The following is a 15,738-nucleotide window of genomic DNA, read 5'->3' as shown; positions in this document are numbered from 1 at the left end:
TCCCTGCACATTGCTATCCGTGCATATCGCTTGTTGTAGTAAAAATTAGACTACTGCCATTAGCGTGGCATTCCCTCCCGCAGCCGCGGTGTTTACGCTAAGAGAACGTTCTGCTACCAGCAGCTCCATCCTATAGAGCTGACCATTAGCCAACTCTGCACTGGTACGACCCTGCGCTTGTAACACTGGGCCATCCTGCTCCGCTAAGAACTGCGATAGCGATTTCAGCGCATCACAATCCCCCTCGAATACCACACCCCCTACGCGACGTGTCATCGCGTCTTTCAGAGAGTCCACCACAACCACCTGCTTACGAGCAGCTTCAGGCAGTTGGGTTAAAACGGGTTCCAAAACTTCTGCAGCAACACCTTCACGCACGATCAGTGCTTCGTTACCACATGCCAAGCTAGTCGCTACCTGTACCAACAAACCATGTTTGGTGGCTGGCACACACACGACTGCACCACGGCCTTGTAGGCTGTAGGTGTTCGTTTCGCCGGTAGGCCCTGGCAACTCAACGCGTGTGTTGAACAACGACACTGCAGACAAGTGTTTCAAGCTTTGGCTTAGATCTTTTTCGCCATGTTTGTCGGCCCACTGCTGCAGGCTTTCCAAGGCTTCGTTGCTAGCGGTTTTTTGTGCTTTACCACCCAGTACCAACTGGTCTGGACGCTGGCTTAACAAACGATTCAAGTAAATAGGACCGCCCGCTTTAGGACCTGTACCCGACAAGCCTTCACCACCAAATGGCTGTACACCCACTACCGCACCCACAATATTGCGGTTCACATACATATTGCCGGCGTGTACTTGGGCTACCAAACGGTTGATGGTTTCATCAATACGTGAATGCACCCCAAAGGTCAGGCCGTAGCCAGTGTCATTGATGGCTTTCACCAATGCATCTTGCTCGGAACGCTTGTAGGTCATGACGTGCAGCACAGGGCCGAACACTTCACGCTCTACATCAGAAAGGCTCTTGATCTGGATGATGGTTGGCGGCACAAAAGTACCGTGCTGGCATGCATCGCCCAACGGTAACTGCTCCACATCAAAACCACGGCTGCGCATAGTATCAATGTGGCTGCGGATATTGCCTTGTGCTTCAGCATCAATCACGGGGCCCACATCGGCGTACAACACGTCAGGGTTACCTACTCGCAGTTCACGCATCGCGCCACGCAACATGGTGATCACGGTGTCAGCTACGTCTTCCTGTACACACAAAATACGCAGAGCCGAACAACGCTGACCAGCCGAGTCAAAGGCCGAGTTCAGTACGTCAGCAATCACCTGTTCTGGCAATGCAGAAGAGTCCACGATCAACGCATTCTGGCCACCGGTTTCAGCAATCAGCGGGATAGGTTGACCATTGTTATTCACACGCTGTGCCAAGGTAGTAGAAATACGTTTAGCCACTTCGGTAGAACCGGTGAACATCACGCCTTGAACACGATCATCGCCCACTAACATCGCGCCCACATCGCCCTCACCAGGCAACAGTTGCACAACATCGTGTGGCACACCCGCTTCGTGCAAGAAGCGAATACCTTGGGCTGCAATCAAGCCAGTCTGTTCAGCGGGTTTAGCCAACACGGTATTACCGGCAGCCAATGCCGCAGACACCTGACCCAAGAAAATAGCCAGCGGGAAGTTCCAAGGGCTAATACACACCACAGGGCCCAAAGGACGGTGGCTGTCATTAGAGAAATGCTGGTCGATACGATTAGCGTAGTAGCGCAAGAAGTCTACCGCTTCACGAATCTCTGCTACAGCGTTAGCAAAGGTTTTACCCGCTTCACGCACGATCAAACCAATCATGGTGGTTTGCTGGGCTTCCAACAAATCAGCCGCACGCAGCAAGCAACGCGCACGCTCTTCTTCGGTTGTGGACTGCCAAATTGGTGCTGCCGCGACTGATCGTGCCAACGCGGCATCCACTTCAGCAGCAGAGCTGAAAATCACTTTACCCACTACATCGCGATGGTCTGCAGGGTTCAGTACAGCTTGTTCACGCGCTTCATCTACCACAGCCAATGTAGCAGGGCTGGCGTGCCAGTTGTTGGTAGTGCTGGACAACAGCGCTGCCGACAACGATGCCAAACGGTGTTCGTTGGACAAGTCCAAACCTTGGGAATTCTGACGGTTCTCGCCCTGCGCTTTGTACAGCTCTGCTGGCAGCGGAATCATAGGGTGAGGTGCGCCTACTGGGCTGATGCTTTCAGCTTCATCAATAGGATCACGAATCAGCTCATCAATAGAGACGTTTTCATCAGCAATACGGTTTACGAACGAGGAGTTCGCACCGTTTTCCAGCAAGCGTCGTACCAAGTACGCCAACAGTGTTTCGTGTGTACCCACTGGTGCGTAAATACGGCAAGGACGTGCCAATTTACCTTGGCTAACAGGACCAACCACTTCTTCGTACAGCGGCTCACCCATACCATGCAAGCACTGGAACTCGTACTGACCCAAGTAGTAGCTAGAGCCTGCCATTTCATAAATAGCAGCCAAGGTTAAGGCGTTGTGTGTCGCAAACTGCGGGAAGATCGCATCCGGCGCGCTCAACAGTTTTTTCGCACATGCCAAGTAAGCGATATCGGTGTAGATTTTGCGGGTGTAAACAGGGTAGCCTTCCAAGCCATCAACCTGCGCACGTTTAACTTCTGTATCCCAGTACGCGCCTTTCACCAAACGCACCATCAAACGGTGATTAGTGCGTCTACCCAAGTCGATCACGTAGTCGATCACGTATGGAGCACGTTTTTGATAGCCTTGAATCACAAAGCCAATACCGTTCCAACCTGCCAGATCTGGGTCCTGACACAAGGCCTCTAATAGATCCAACGAAATTTCCAGACGATCCGCTTCTTCCGCGTCGATGTTCAGACCCACATCGTATTGGCGTGCCAACATCGTCAACGCTTTAACACGTGGCAACAACTCGCTCATCACACGGTCGTACTGAGCACGTGAGTAACGGGAGTGCAGCGCAGACAATTTGATGGAAATACCGGGGCCTTGGTAAATACCTTTGCCGCCTGATGCTTTACCAATTGCGTGAATGGCTTGCTCGTAAGATGCGTAGTAGCGTGCCGCGTCTTCTTCGGTCATCGCTGCTTCGCCCAACATATCGTAGGAGTAGCTAAAGCCTTTGTTTTCCCATTTTCTGCCATTTGCCAAAGCGTCAGAAATGGTTTCACCACACACAAAGTGCTCGCCCATCAAACGCATCGCCATGTCCACACCTTTGCGGATCAATGGCTCACCACCTTTGCTGATCAATCGACCAATGGCGGAACTCAAACCTTTTTCACTGCTGGTGCTGACCAACTTGCCGGTCAACATCAAGCCCCATGTTGCGGCATTCACAAACATAGAGCCAGAGCTCAAGTGTGACTGCCATTCGCCTTTGCTCACTTTGTCGCGAATCAACGCATCACGGGTGGCACGGTCAGGAATACGCAGCAAGGCTTCAGCCAAACACATCAAGGCCACGCCTTCTTGGCTAGACAATGAGAACTCGTGAATCAAGCTGTCTACGCCACTGCCTTGGCCTTTAGCACGCAACGCTGTCACCAGCTTACGGGCTAACTCACGTACTTTAGCTTGATCTTTACTGCGCGCTTGGCTAATCAAGCCAGGCAAACAGTCTTCTTCGGCGCGACGGTAGGCGCTAGTGATCGCAGCACGCAACACAGATTGCGGCGCAATAGATTGGGCAAATTCCAAGAACGGCTGTGTAGGCTCATTGTCGCCCACGCTCAATCCGGCTTGTTCCAGATCCACCCCTTTCTCACCCTCTGTCTGGGCAAGATAGGCTAAGGATGGCGGTAACTTACCCGACTCGATTTCTTCCAAAAACGAAAAAATGGCTTGCTTGATGAACCAATGCTGGGTTCTTCCAATGCGTTCAGCCGCCTCGCGTATACGCCCGCGTAATTCGGCGTCTACTTTCACCCCTAGTGTCGTTGCACTCATAACCCTCTCACTTACAGACAGAGAGGTTGCAACCTTATAAATTTAAAAGGTGCAACCTTAATAATAGATATGCGAATTCTAGGTGCAACCTTTTTGAAGTCGTATAGGTACTTACCCTAGATCACAGGGAAAACTGTTTCGTACACTTACAAAAAAGCCCGGGTTTACCGGGCTTTTTTACATCATCACTTCTTAGGCAGATAGCGCAGGGCATCTACCGGTTTACCGTTATAACGCAGCTCAAAATAGAGCTGCACCTGCGATGTACCCGAATTTCCCATCTCGGCAATGGTTTGACCTTGAGTCACCGTTGCCCCCTCGGACACCAGCAAGCGACGGTTATGCGCATATACCGTTAAAAAGTTATTAGCGTGGTTCACGATCAACAAATTACCGTAGCCACGCAACCCATCACCTGAATAAATCACTTTACCTGCCGCCGCCGCTTTGACTGGCGTACCTGCTGTATTAGAGATATATACACCTTGAGAGTGCGCTGCCGACACACCACGCTTAGACGTACCTGCTGCCGGCCAAATCAAATTAATATTGCGCGGCGCGGCCACTGAGTTGGTAGACGCATTACGCGGCGGCAACGCGGTACTGCTGCCTGCACTGCCTGTAGGCCCGCTTGACGCTGCCGCAGGCGCTGCCGAACCACCTTGTACTTTCAAGCGCTGCCCCACCGTTATACGGTTAGGGTTAGAAATATTATTCATGCGCATCAGTGACGACAAACTTTGATTATGCTGACGCGCCACCTTACTTAAGGTGTCGCCACGCTGCACCACATAATAGCCATCCTTAGTTCCACTCGTGCTTCCACATGCCGCCAACGTCACTGCCACAGCGCCATACAGCACCCAGCGCAATACAGAAGTACGACCAGACATGAAACGGGAATAAAGCGATAACAAAGACACGGTATCAGGCTCACACCAAAGTAAAAGCAGTCTTAACACTGCGCAAACAGTAGCATAGCAAGAATTACAGCTAGGCAAAAACCCCGCTTGTAACGTTGACGGAACCTAACAATGACGGCAACACCTGAAATTTCATGTACACAAAAGGCCAACATTAACGCCACACACCTTGCCAAACCGTCCTATACACGCTATAGTTCTTTTCTTTTGGAGCAACGCGCTCAGGTCTGCATCGTACTTGTACGGCTGCATGAAACCATCGCGAATTACTCCAAAAATAATTTCCGCAAGGAAATGCTATGGCGCAATGGCAGATAGGTTATGCACCGGATTGCAAATCCGTGTAGGTCGGTTCGATTCCGGCTTGCGCCTCCAAGAATTTAAGAAAGCCCCTAGGTTTAACGACCTAGGGGCTTTTTGTTTCATCAACCATATCAGTAAGTGTAGGGGTTTTGTTACTTGCGGATAATCTAGTACGTTAATAGTTCTATTCCGAAAAATAGACACGAAAACAATCAAATCAAAATTCTGCCAGTACAACCTTACTCCATTTTCAATGGTCAATTACTACACAGCAAATTTATAAAGAAAATATATTTCCACTGCTACTAAAAATACAAAAAACCGACCAAATTTATTATCAAAAATCCATTAACATAAAAAATATTGTCCGAAAATTAAGCGTGAACCCATTAAACTATATCGACCTAAGACTCCGAACAAAAAAATCAATACATTTAAAAAACCAAAGAATTTTAAATTCCAAAAAAATCTAAAAATCCAAGTCCTTCAAAACGTAAGCATTTTTTCTCATAATATCATTTAAATAAAAAACAACACAACCAAAACCAGAAATTTGCCTAGTTATTACTCCACATTTAAAAATATACTCAGCAACACTCAAATTAAAGAAATCACTAGAGCCCTCACTAGACTTATACATCAAAGAATTCTTATTAGTATCATGCCTGATCCATCCATGATATATTGCATTTCTTAGCTTACTATCATACTCACTTGTTTCATTATACAAAAAATCATTATTAACTAAGTTATTTCTTTTCTTTGCAGCATCAGATTTTGAATATTTATAAAGATCTATATTTTCCAAAGAATCAAAATCCCTACCATTCAATATATTATTAAAAGCTGTCAAAACCACTAACTGCTTAGACCTTTCTTCAAATGCAGATGCATAATACTTGGAAATATCATCAAAAAAATCAGACGTAACAAATCCATTTTCAGGAAATTCCCTAGAGTTTTTAACATAAATAAAAGCCTCTCTATGATATTTAAAATTCTTAAAATACTCATTCAATATAGAAAAAATACCATCCATTCTTTCTTTTTTTATGAATTCACTATACCAACATAAAAATTTTCTGAAATTTACACTATTCTTATCATAAGTTTTTTTTACAAAATCATACCACCCAGAGTCTCCATAAACCTCTTTATGAAAGCAACATAAGGCATAATCAATTCCTTTTTTTCTACCAGAATCATTACCTAATACCCCTTCAATTTTACGGCTGGAAAGAAAATACTCACCAACCCCATAAAGCCTATAAGCAGATGAAATACTACCCCAAAAATCAAGAATAATATTTGTTTCATCTCTATAACTAATAAATTTACCCCCAATAGAATCAAAATCCGCCAATCCTCTATCCTTTATAAGAGAATTGACCTCCCTTATAGACGGAAAAAAAAATGGATTTCTAGAATCCTCCTCATTAACAATAAAATCAGAAGACAAAAATAAAGTTTCTAAGCTCGCACCATCACCATCATAGATACTCAATCCAGAAAAACTCTCAATTTCCACCACACCTTCAGATAAATCCAAAACCAGAGTCATTGGCTCTTTGCATCTTAAGCATTTAAACTTATGCTCTTGCTTATCCAAATGACCAATTTGAACTCTTAAAGCAAAAACATCATTACAAGTACTACAAACCACTGGCAATCTACTTATCACATTCACCTCCAAAGAAAACTCTTATTATCATAAAGAACAAAATAGAAAACAAACATACAATTATTGCAGTATTCAGAAAATAGAGAAAACTGTCACACCTCCACCGCCCCCCCCCAAGTACAATACCCTCGACTTACACACTGGAAGCACGATGGATAGAAACACAGAAGACCGCTTTACCGCGTTTTTGCACAGTAAAGCAAATGAGATGAAAAGAGAGCTGAAGTACACCCCTAGGCAGTTTATTGCCATGTTGGGTAGTGACGGTGGTTTGGCTACGGCTCAAAAATTGGTGCGCAAGGAAGAGCTGTCCTACGGTATATCTGAGCTGTACATGGGTAACAGACTGGATCTATCCATAGAGGCGTTGATTCTAGAGACTGAATGGATCAGCTACTTCGATGAAGAGTTGTTAGCACAAGCAGAAAAGAAGCTTAAAAAACTGAATTACCCCTACACACGATACGCAGAAAACGATTAACTGGCTGTGATCGTGATAGTTATCGCCAAGGCTTAGGCTTACCCCTAAGCCTTTTTGTTGACCATCGTTTTCAGGCTCTGCGCTTGCACGTAGAATAAGTGCTCATTACCCAGATACATTGTCTTTCGCACACAGCACTTCACAGGGAACCGGTTTGGCATACGAACTAGAACACCGCCTTGTTATAGGCCTCGCCTCCAGCGCGTTATTTGATCTATCCGAGACAGATAGAATTTTCCGCACCGAAGGTGAAGAGGAATACCGTAAGCATCAGCGCGAGAATCAAAGTATTCCGCTTACCCCTGGCGTGGCTTTCCCTTTTATTAAGCGTTTGCTGTCGCTAAACGATGTGCGCCCTGATGACCCGCCTGTTGAGGTTGTGCTGCTCTCGCGTAATGATCCTGATACCGGCATGCGGGTGATGCACTCTATTCGCCATCACCATTTAGATATCTCACGCGCCGTGTTTTTAGAAGGCGGTAACCCACACCGCTATATTCCAGCGTTTTCTATTTGTTTGTTTTTATCGGCCAATGAAACTGATGTACAGCAAGCGACACTATCCGGCTACCCTGCAGGGCAAGTGCTACCTTCTACGCATTTAGACACCCAAGGTGATGATGAGCTTAGAGTAGCCTTTGACTTTGATGGTGTGCTGGCCGACGATGAAGCCGAAACGGTATTCCAAGCGAACAAAGATTTAAACGAGTTTCATGTTCATGAGCAAAGCAAGATTAATGTGCCGCTAAACCCCGGCCCACTGCTGCCCTTTCTACAAAAGCTTTCTGAAATTCAGCAGCTAGAACGCCAGCGTTCTGAGGTAGACCCGTCGTACACACCTAAGCTGCGGCTAATTATCGTCACCGCTAGAAATGCCCCCGCCGAAGAACGCGTGATCAACACTATGCGTAGTTGGGGCATCAATGTGAATGAGGCATTTTTCTTGGGTGGCGTGGAAAAGAAACGGGCATTAGAAGTGATCAACCCGCACATTTTCTTTGACGATCAGAAAACACACCTAGTGCCCGCGTCGGACATTCTGCCAGCGGTGCATGTACCTTTTGGTATTACCAACAGCGTGAAGTCCAAAATTAGCTAAATAAAAAACACACTATTGAGCCGCAGCCCAATAGTGTGAACATGAAAAACTCGCTATTTCTACCCTACTGCCACTTACCGTGCTGAATCCAGCACCTCTTGGGGTTGGGGACAGCACCCTGATCAAGGGTGCTGTGGTTGTTGCATCATTAATGTGGGATTTGCCCGAAATTACCGCTATTGAAGTCTTGCAATGCTTGCTCTATTTCTTGCGAGCTGTTCATCACAAAGGGGCCATACCCTACTACTGGCTCATCAATAGGCTCACCGCTTAGCAGCAGCACAATGGCATCGTTGTTGGCTTCCACAGAAACGGTTTGACCCGCTCTATCCAACACCACCATTTGTGATTCACGGGCAATGGTTTGGCCATTCACCTGAATCGTGCCATGCAGCACCACCAAAGCGGTTGTCCACCCATCAGGCAATTCCAGCGTGCTGTAGCTGCCTTGTTTCAAGCGCATATCCCATACGTTCATAGGCGTAAAGGTATGGGCTGGGCCGCGTTTACCCTCTAGCTCACCAGCGATAATTCGGGCCACACCCGCACCATCAGGCAAATTCACCTGTGGGATAGCGCTGTCCACAATGGCTTGATAGTTAGGTGGGGTCATTTTGTCTTTGGCTGGCAGGTTCACCCACAGTTGCACCATTTCCAGTGCACCTCCGGATTTAGTGAAAGCCTCAGAGTGAAACTCCTCATGCAAAATACCCGCACCCGCTGTCATCCACTGCACGTCACCGGGGCCAATCACACCACCTTGGCCGGTAGAATCCATGTGAGCCACTTCGCCTTTGTAGACGATGGTCACGGTTTCAAACCCACGGTGAGGGTGCTGCCCTACACCACGCGGCTGCGAGGTAGGAGTGAAATCGGTAGGGCCTGCATAGTCCAACAGCAAGAATGGACTCAGCTGTTTAGCGTGTGTGTGGTACGAGAACATTGAGCGTACTGGAAAGCCATCACCCACCCAGTGAGGACGTGGTGCGCTGTAGATGCCAAGAATTTTTTTCATGTGACTCTCCTGTTGAGGTATCGTTAGAGCTATCTTATTCTTGTGCTCTTTTTGCGTGTAGCCCCTTAAAATAAGGCTCAGTGTCCTATTTATGGAACGATAAATAACCATGCAAGACTTGAACGATCTGTATTACTTTGTGCAGGTGGTGGATAACGGGGGCTTTGCTCCTGCGGGTCGCGCCTTGGGTGTGCCCAAGTCCAAACTCAGCCGCCGTGTCGCCATCTTGGAAGAACGCTTAGGCGTGCGCTTGCTACAGCGCTCTACCCGCCGCTTTGCCGTCACCGAGATTGGTCGCACCTATTACGAGCACTGCAAAGCCATGCTGGTGGAAGCTGAGGCCGCTCAAGAGGTGATCGATGCATCTCGTGCTGAGCCACGTGGTGTCATCCGCATGAGCTGCCCTATTGCTCTGCTACACGCCCATGTGGGTGGGATGTTGGCCGACTTCATGAAAGAGTGCCCACACATCAGTATCTATTTAGATGCCACCAACAGACGGGTGGATGTGGTGAGTGAGGCCATTGATATCGCTATTCGTGTGCGCCCGCCGCCATTGCAAGATAGCGACTTGGTGATGCGTGTGCTGTCTAACCGTAGGCAGTGTTTGGTGGCCAGCCCCAGCTTGCTGCAAGAACACGAGTTTCCAGCCGTTCCTGCCCAGCTTAATGGTATGCCCAGCCTAAGCCTAGGCAGCCCGCAAAATGAGCACAGCTGGACGCTATACGGCCCCGATCAAGCGCAAGCCACAGTGCACCACAACCCTCGCTTTGTCACCACCGACATGACGGCGCTACGAAACTCTGCCTTAGCAGGCGTAGGTATAGTGCAATTGCCTTTATTGATGGTGCGCGAGCATCTGAATACAGGAGCTTTGGTACGCATCGTGCCGGAATGGGAACCTAAGCCTGAAATCATTCACGCCCTCTTTCCATCACGACGTGGACTATTACCTTCGGTGCGAGCCTTGCTGGATTACCTGGCCAAACGCTACGAGGAAATAGACGAGGAATAACGCTCATCGCGCTGTCATCCCCCTATAGCTCAGCTCAGGCTGGGCTATTTTTAGGGCTACTGGCACGTCTTAGCCTACAAGCACATATTTCCTCACGGGTGGCGATAACAGCGTGATTCTCGTGTTTTGTTGTGACCACGGGACATCCTTACACTATTTAACCCTCTTCATGCCTAAGCATTGTTACTCTGCCTCCACCTAAACATGGGCAAGTTTATGTATTCGCGCCCTATGCGAAACGACTAATTAGTCTAAAATTGGCGCGAAACAACAGGAGAGGTTAATGGGTTTTTTTTCTAAATTACTACAACGTTTGACGGGATCATCCTCCCAAAATTCTGCACCTGCGCAGTCGCAACAGAATCGTGCTGACTACGCACATGGCGAGATGGAAAGCTATGATGCTGTCATCACGCGCTATGGCAATTCCACCGAAGTACAGTTTCAAGAGCAAGTTGCTAAAGCCTTGCGCAACAAAGGTATTGCACAAAGTGAGCGTGGCGACTACCAAGCTGCATTGAGCACCTTCAATGACGTTGTGACACGTTTTGGTGAGTCCACTGAACCCGTCTTGCAAGAGTTGTTAGCTAGAACCCTTCTGAGCCGCGCTACGGCACAAGACGAGCACGGCGATCCTCATGCTGAAATGGCTACCTACGACGAAATGGTTCGCCGCTTTGGTGCGTCGGAGACCCCAGTGCTGGCAGGCTTGGCCGCTAGAGCCTTGTTGAATAAAGGCATCACACTAGGCCAACTGGAAGACCCCAAAGCCGAAATGGCTGTCTACGATGAGATCGTAAGTCGTTACGGTGACTCTGATGAGCTGGTGTTGCAGCAATGGGTTGCCCGTGCCTTGATGAACAAAGGTATTACTCAGGGTCAACAAGACGACTCTCAAGCCGAAATCGTTACTTACGACGAACTGTCTAAACGTTTTGGTGCATCCGATGACGAAGTTCTGCAAGATCAAGTTGCTAGAGCTGTTGTCAACAAAGGCATTACGCAAGGCATGCTGGACGATCACGAAGGCGCTATTGTGACCTTTGATGGTCTGGTTGCTCGTTACGGTTCTTTTGACACAGAAGAGCTGCAAGATCAAATCGGTAAAGCACTGGTAAACAAAGCCGTTGCGCTGGATCAGTTGGGCCGTCATGACGAAGAAATCGCCGTGTACGACGAGATCATTCGCCGCTTTGGTGATTCCACTCTACCGAACATGCAAGAACGTGTAGCGAAATCGTTGCTGAACAAAGGCATTACACAAGCCCAAGCCGATGATTTCCAAGATGCGCTGAAAACCTACGACACCCTGATTAACCGTTACGATGCGTCCGCTTCTATTGACGTGCAAGAACGTATCGCCAGCGCGATGCTGAACAAGGCACTGTTGTACGATCAACGCGATGAGCACGACAAAGAAGTTGAAACCTACGATGAAATTATTCGTCGTTTCAGCAACTCTGAGTCTACTTACATCCAAGAGCGTGTTGGTCGATCCATGATCAACAAAGCCATGGTAATGGATCAAAGCGGCGATCACCGCAAAGAGATGGCGCTGTACGATGAAGTAATCCAACGCTACAGTGGTTCCCCAGAGCAAGCGCTGCAAGAGTTTGTCGCTCGATCCCTGATGAACAGCGGTATTACGCTGGACGATATGGGTGATCTAAAAGGTGCAATTCGCAGCTACGACGAGCTGATCAAACGCTTTGGTGAGTCTACCGACGAGAACCTGCAAGAGTTTGTAGCTAAAGCGCTGGTTAACAAAGGCGCAGTACAAGGTAGACTGGGCTCGGCCTAATCTACGCAACGCTATTGCAAGGTGGGCCTAACGTCCACCCACAAAAAAGGCCAGGAATTTTCCTGGCCTTTTTTTGACTGTAGCCGCTGTGGCTACCTCACCCAAGCTTATTCGCTTTGGTTGATGTCAGCCAATTCGCTCACAACTACGTCGGAGCATTTAGCTTGTTCGCTCAGCCATTTCTGAACAGCTGCACGATCATCTTCGCTTGGAGAGTCGTAACGGCCAGCAGCCACTACAAAACCGCCGAAGGATGTGCTGTTTACACCGCCACCCAACAACAAGTTACGGTCTTCGATGAAAGCAGTGAAAGATTCCACCAGCGCATCGATTTCTGTTTCGCTTTCCATTGCTAGCGTGCAAGAGAATTCAAATCCCAGTACGACGAATTCACCGGTGTACAGTTTTTTTCTCAAGCGTCTGCTGCGTTGTTTTGCCATCTTTATACCTTTGCCTTAGCAATTTACATGGTATGGGCCATACTGCACTATGCACACACGCCCACTCATCCCGCTATTACACCACACCCGGCAAGCGTAGCGCCATCTTCAAGCCGCCTAGCTCAGAACGCTCGGCCTGTATGCTGCCTTGGTACAACTCCGCCATTTCAGCCACTATATGCAGCCCTAAGCCAGAACCGGGGATCTGATTATCCAACCGCACACCACGCTTAAATGCAGCAATACTTTCTTCTGCCGATAAACCCGGGCCATCGTCTTCTACTGAAAACACCACCCATGGCCCCTCTGCATAGGCAGTTACTTGCACCTGTGCACGTGCCCATTTGCACGCGTTATCCAGCAAGTTACCCAGCATTTCATGCAGATCTTGCTCTTCCCCTTTAAACGATAAACCCACAGGATTAACCTGCGCCTGAATCGTTAATTGACGCCCTACATATAAACGCTGCATGGTACGCACCAAAGCTGACACAGCAGGCTCCACAGGGGTAAACAACCCGCTAGCCTGCATAGCCGCCGCCGCTCTGGCTCGCGCTAAATGATAGTCAATTTGCCTACGTGCTATAGACACCTGCTCACTGACTAACGCCCCCAATTGCCCTGAGTCGTTATAGGCGGCATTTTCCAAAATACTCAAAGGCGTTTTAATGGCGTGCGCTAAGTTACCTGCTTGAGTACGAGCACGTTGCACGATATCAGTATTTGTGGTGAGTACGGCGTTGAATTCATCCACCAAAGGCTGCACCTCATTGGGGAATTCGCCTTCCAACTGCGACGCTGTACCTTTACGAACCAAGGCAAGTTTCTGACGCAATCTACCCAGTGGGCGCATACCCCCTGCAATCAACGCTACAGACGCTACCCCCATACCCAAGGCTAATGCTCCCAATGCCACACTCAACATGGTTGTAAAGTGCGCCAAGGGTTCATTCAAATTTTCTTGGTCTGCCGCGACAACTAAACGCCAATACTGATGCGCCTCGTCTTCGTCGCTTAAGGTAATACGACGTGACAACACTTCTAGGGTTTTCAAGGTGGGGGAATCGTAGGTGTACAGCATGTCACGCTTACCGTCTTCTGGCTCAGGGCCTGCCGGTAACACCTGATCCCATAGCGAACGTGAACGCAACACCCCAGCTTGTTGGATATTACCTGCTGCATCTAGGCTATCCACCTGCCAATATAAACCTGATAAGGGTTGCTCTAGACGCGGATCACTTAACGCCACCACCAATGCCGGCGTACCATCCTCCAAGGAAAACGCCCCCGTTAGCTGGTTTAAGTGCAAATTTAATTCATTACGAAATTGCTGCGAAGCGTGCTGCGCAAACAGCTGCTGCAATGCCCACCCCGCCACCGCCACTGACACTACAATCCAAATCAAACTGCCCACCAACATGCGAAATCGCAGCGATTGTCCACGTTTTGGTTTAGCCGATTGTGCAGACTTAGTTGTCATTATTCGTTGCCAACCTATAGCCCATGCCGCGCACCGTTTCTATAAACCCCTCGGGTAATTTGCGTCGTAAGCGGGCAATAAACACATCAATGGTGTTGGAATCTCGATCACCATCTTGGGCATAAATAGCGTCTATCAGTGCCGAACGAGACACCACCTCGCCGGGTTGGCGCATCAATACTTCCAATACTTTGTATTCGTGACTGGTCAAGCTTAAAGGCTGTTCATTCACTAGAACTCGCCCACTAACAGTGTCCATCACCACTGGCCCACACTGCCATTGCGCACTAGCGTGCGCACCTGTTCGTCTATTTAAGGCGCGCAACCGGGCTAATAGCTCCTCCATATGAAAGGGCTTCGTTAAGTAATCATCAGCACCAGCATCAATACCTGCTACTTTTTCATACCAATGATCGCGGGCAGTAAGTATCAAGACAGGCATCGTCAGCCCTTCAGCACGCCAACGCTTCAGCACACTAATGCCATCCATTACCGGCAAACCCAAATCCAATACCACAGCATCGAAGTGCTCAACACTACCCAGATAGTGGCCTTGCTCACCATCGGCAGCGCTATCCACCACATGACCAGCGGCTTGTAGCGCTGTGACTAACTGCGCTTGCAAGGTGGGTTCATCTTCTACAACCAGAATACGCATTTGCCCCTCTGCTGGTATGGATTACTTGCTTTTCACCCTAAGCACGTCGCCTGTGCGGGCATCCAAAATGAGTTTGAGCCGTTGCCCCGATGCTTGCAGCACCTTAATTTCATACACCAACAAGCCGTCTTCATCCTCAAGCTCTACCTCTACCACCTGACCGGGATAAGCGCTTTCTATAGCATCCAATAGGCTTCGTAGTGGCATGATCTCGCCTGCTTCTACTGCACGGCGTGCCTGTTCATGATCTGAGCGACTGGCATCGGCAGGGCCTACCATCATTGCTAGACCCAAACCACCCGCTAAAAAAAGTGCCGCAATCTTTCTGCTTACTGTGTTCTTCCACATACTTACCTCTGCAAACGCAAAGTGTGACTAGACCCTTTTTATACCGTTTGTAACATGAACAGAACATGAACAAGCGCTTCAGAATAGGTTCATACAGGAAGGCGCAAACTACTCAACATGGATTCCACCTTTGCGAATCTTTTCTTCATGTTGACGATTAGGAGTCTACCTTATGAAAACCCGCCACGCTGTTATCACTAGTGTTTTGTGTTCCGCTCTGTTACTGGGCGGTGCTGCTCAAGCACAAACCCAACCTACTACCGCTGCTGCCCCTCAGGCCACTAGCCAGCAACAAACCGCATTGACCATTCGCGATGTTTACGACCGCCTAGAAAAACAAGGCTACAAGAACTTCCGCGAAATTGAACGTGAACACCGCCACTTTGATGTGAAAGCCGATGATGCACAAGGCCAGCGCGTCAAAGTACGTGTAGACATGTACACCGGTGAGGTACTGCGCAGCCGCTTTGATGACTAAGCCCCGCTTGCTCAGTCCTACTCAGGGCTGAGCCC

At 48.6% G+C, this 15,738-nt stretch carries 13 protein-coding genes and 1 tRNA gene; 6 read left to right on the top strand and 8 right to left on the bottom strand.

Annotation, left to right across the window (positions count from 1 at the left end; all coding sequences use genetic code 11):
* Positions 1 to 45: 45 nt before the first annotated feature.
* Both putA and ACLO87_RS03710 read right to left on the bottom strand, forming a co-directional pair.
* Complete coding sequence (putA, locus tag ACLO87_RS03715) at positions 46 to 3,981, bottom strand: trifunctional transcriptional regulator/proline dehydrogenase/L-glutamate gamma-semialdehyde dehydrogenase (protein WP_430222818.1); 3,936 nt, start codon at positions 3,979 to 3,981, stop codon at positions 46 to 48.
* Positions 3,982 to 4,166: 185 nt separating this feature from the next.
* Positions 4,167 to 4,874, bottom strand: a complete 708-nt coding sequence (locus ACLO87_RS03710; protein WP_430222817.1) for a peptidoglycan DD-metalloendopeptidase family protein — start codon at positions 4,872 to 4,874, stop codon at positions 4,167 to 4,169.
* A 331-nt stretch (positions 4,875 to 5,205) separates the two neighbouring features.
* Here ACLO87_RS03710 and ACLO87_RS03705 point away from each other — a divergent pair.
* A tRNA-Cys gene (locus ACLO87_RS03705) sits at positions 5,206 to 5,279 on the top strand.
* Between the two features lie 397 nt (positions 5,280 to 5,676).
* Here the strand turns inward: ACLO87_RS03705 and ACLO87_RS03700 are convergent.
* A complete protein-coding gene (locus ACLO87_RS03700; protein ID WP_430222816.1) occupies positions 5,677 to 6,888 on the bottom strand; it encodes a hypothetical protein in 1,212 nt (403 codons plus the stop codon).
* A gap of 151 nt (positions 6,889 to 7,039) precedes the next feature.
* On the opposite strand from ACLO87_RS03700, the gene ACLO87_RS03695 reads away from it, so the two are divergent.
* Both ACLO87_RS03695 and ACLO87_RS03690 read left to right on the top strand, forming a co-directional pair.
* Complete coding sequence (locus tag ACLO87_RS03695) at positions 7,040 to 7,369, top strand: hypothetical protein (protein WP_135866557.1); 330 nt, start codon at positions 7,040 to 7,042, stop codon at positions 7,367 to 7,369.
* Between the two features lie 154 nt (positions 7,370 to 7,523).
* The gene (locus ACLO87_RS03690; RefSeq protein WP_430222815.1) at positions 7,524 to 8,468 is read left to right on the top strand and encodes a 5'-nucleotidase; all 945 of its coding nucleotides are present in this window, start codon (positions 7,524 to 7,526) and stop codon (positions 8,466 to 8,468) included.
* Positions 8,469 to 8,616: 148 nt separating this feature from the next.
* Here ACLO87_RS03690 and ACLO87_RS03685 read toward each other — a convergent pair whose 3' ends face one another.
* Positions 8,617 to 9,483 (bottom strand): pirin family protein, encoded by an 867-nt coding sequence (locus ACLO87_RS03685; RefSeq protein WP_430222814.1) that lies wholly within the window; start codon positions 9,481 to 9,483, stop codon positions 8,617 to 8,619.
* Between the two features lie 109 nt (positions 9,484 to 9,592).
* Between ACLO87_RS03685 and ACLO87_RS03680 the strand changes: the two genes are divergently transcribed.
* A complete protein-coding gene (locus ACLO87_RS03680; RefSeq protein WP_430222813.1) occupies positions 9,593 to 10,498 on the top strand; it encodes a LysR family transcriptional regulator in 906 nt (301 codons plus the stop codon).
* A 283-nt stretch (positions 10,499 to 10,781) separates the two neighbouring features.
* Entirely contained in the window at positions 10,782 to 12,299 is a 1,518-nt protein-coding gene (locus ACLO87_RS03675; RefSeq protein WP_430222812.1) for a tetratricopeptide repeat protein, read from the top strand.
* Between the two features lie 107 nt (positions 12,300 to 12,406).
* On the opposite strand, the gene ACLO87_RS03670 is transcribed toward ACLO87_RS03675, so the two are convergent.
* The 4 genes from ACLO87_RS03670 to ACLO87_RS03655 all read right to left on the bottom strand — a co-directional run bounded on the left by ACLO87_RS03670 (position 12,407) and on the right by ACLO87_RS03655 (position 15,225).
* Positions 12,407 to 12,739 (bottom strand): YggL 50S ribosome-binding family protein, encoded by a 333-nt coding sequence (locus ACLO87_RS03670; RefSeq protein WP_135862198.1) that lies wholly within the window; start codon positions 12,737 to 12,739, stop codon positions 12,407 to 12,409.
* Positions 12,740 to 12,815: 76 nt separating this feature from the next.
* A complete protein-coding gene (locus tag ACLO87_RS03665) occupies positions 12,816 to 14,219 on the bottom strand; it encodes a sensor histidine kinase (RefSeq protein WP_430222811.1) in 1,404 nt (467 codons plus the stop codon).
* Positions 14,209 to 14,877, bottom strand: coding sequence for a response regulator transcription factor (locus ACLO87_RS03660; protein WP_430222810.1), 669 nt, complete (start codon positions 14,875 to 14,877; stop codon positions 14,209 to 14,211). Before ACLO87_RS03660 ends, ACLO87_RS03665 begins: the two co-directional genes overlap by 11 nt.
* A 21-nt stretch (positions 14,878 to 14,898) precedes the next feature.
* Entirely contained in the window at positions 14,899 to 15,225 is a 327-nt protein-coding gene (locus ACLO87_RS03655; RefSeq protein WP_430222809.1) for a PepSY domain-containing protein, read from the bottom strand.
* Positions 15,226 to 15,397: 172 nt separating this feature from the next.
* Between ACLO87_RS03655 and ACLO87_RS03650 the strand changes: the two genes are divergently transcribed.
* Positions 15,398 to 15,703, top strand: coding sequence for a PepSY domain-containing protein (locus ACLO87_RS03650; protein WP_430222808.1), 306 nt, complete (start codon positions 15,398 to 15,400; stop codon positions 15,701 to 15,703).
* Positions 15,704 to 15,738 lie beyond the last annotated feature (35 nt).

This window comes from Paenalcaligenes sp. Me52 (genome assembly GCF_050487965.1).
Lineage (GTDB): Bacteria > Pseudomonadota > Gammaproteobacteria > Burkholderiales > Burkholderiaceae_B > Paenalcaligenes.
Note: the sequence above shows the minus strand (reverse complement) of the source record. Positions and strands in the feature narration are given on the sequence as shown.

Coding starts and splice junctions, on each gene's coding strand:
- putA (WP_430222818.1), bottom strand. CDS start 3,981: ATGAGTGCAACGACACTAGGGGTGAAAGTAGACGCCGAATTACGCGGG.
- ACLO87_RS03710 (WP_430222817.1), bottom strand. CDS start 4,874: ATGTCTGGTCGTACTTCTGTATTGCGCTGGGTGCTGTATGGCGCTGTG.
- ACLO87_RS03695 (WP_135866557.1), top strand. CDS start 7,040: ATGGATAGAAACACAGAAGACCGCTTTACCGCGTTTTTGCACAGTAAA.
- ACLO87_RS03685 (WP_430222814.1), bottom strand. CDS start 9,483: ATGAAAAAAATTCTTGGCATCTACAGCGCACCACGTCCTCACTGGGTG.
- ACLO87_RS03680 (WP_430222813.1), top strand. CDS start 9,593: ATGCAAGACTTGAACGATCTGTATTACTTTGTGCAGGTGGTGGATAAC.
- ACLO87_RS03675 (WP_430222812.1), top strand. CDS start 10,782: ATGGGTTTTTTTTCTAAATTACTACAACGTTTGACGGGATCATCCTCC.
- ACLO87_RS03670 (WP_135862198.1), bottom strand. CDS start 12,739: ATGGCAAAACAACGCAGCAGACGCTTGAGAAAAAAACTGTACACCGGT.
- ACLO87_RS03665 (WP_430222811.1), bottom strand. CDS start 14,219: ATGACAACTAAGTCTGCACAATCGGCTAAACCAAAACGTGGACAATCG.
- ACLO87_RS03660 (WP_430222810.1), bottom strand. CDS start 14,877: ATGCGTATTCTGGTTGTAGAAGATGAACCCACCTTGCAAGCGCAGTTA.
- ACLO87_RS03655 (WP_430222809.1), bottom strand. CDS start 15,225: ATGTGGAAGAACACAGTAAGCAGAAAGATTGCGGCACTTTTTTTAGCG.
- ACLO87_RS03650 (WP_430222808.1), top strand. CDS start 15,398: ATGAAAACCCGCCACGCTGTTATCACTAGTGTTTTGTGTTCCGCTCTG.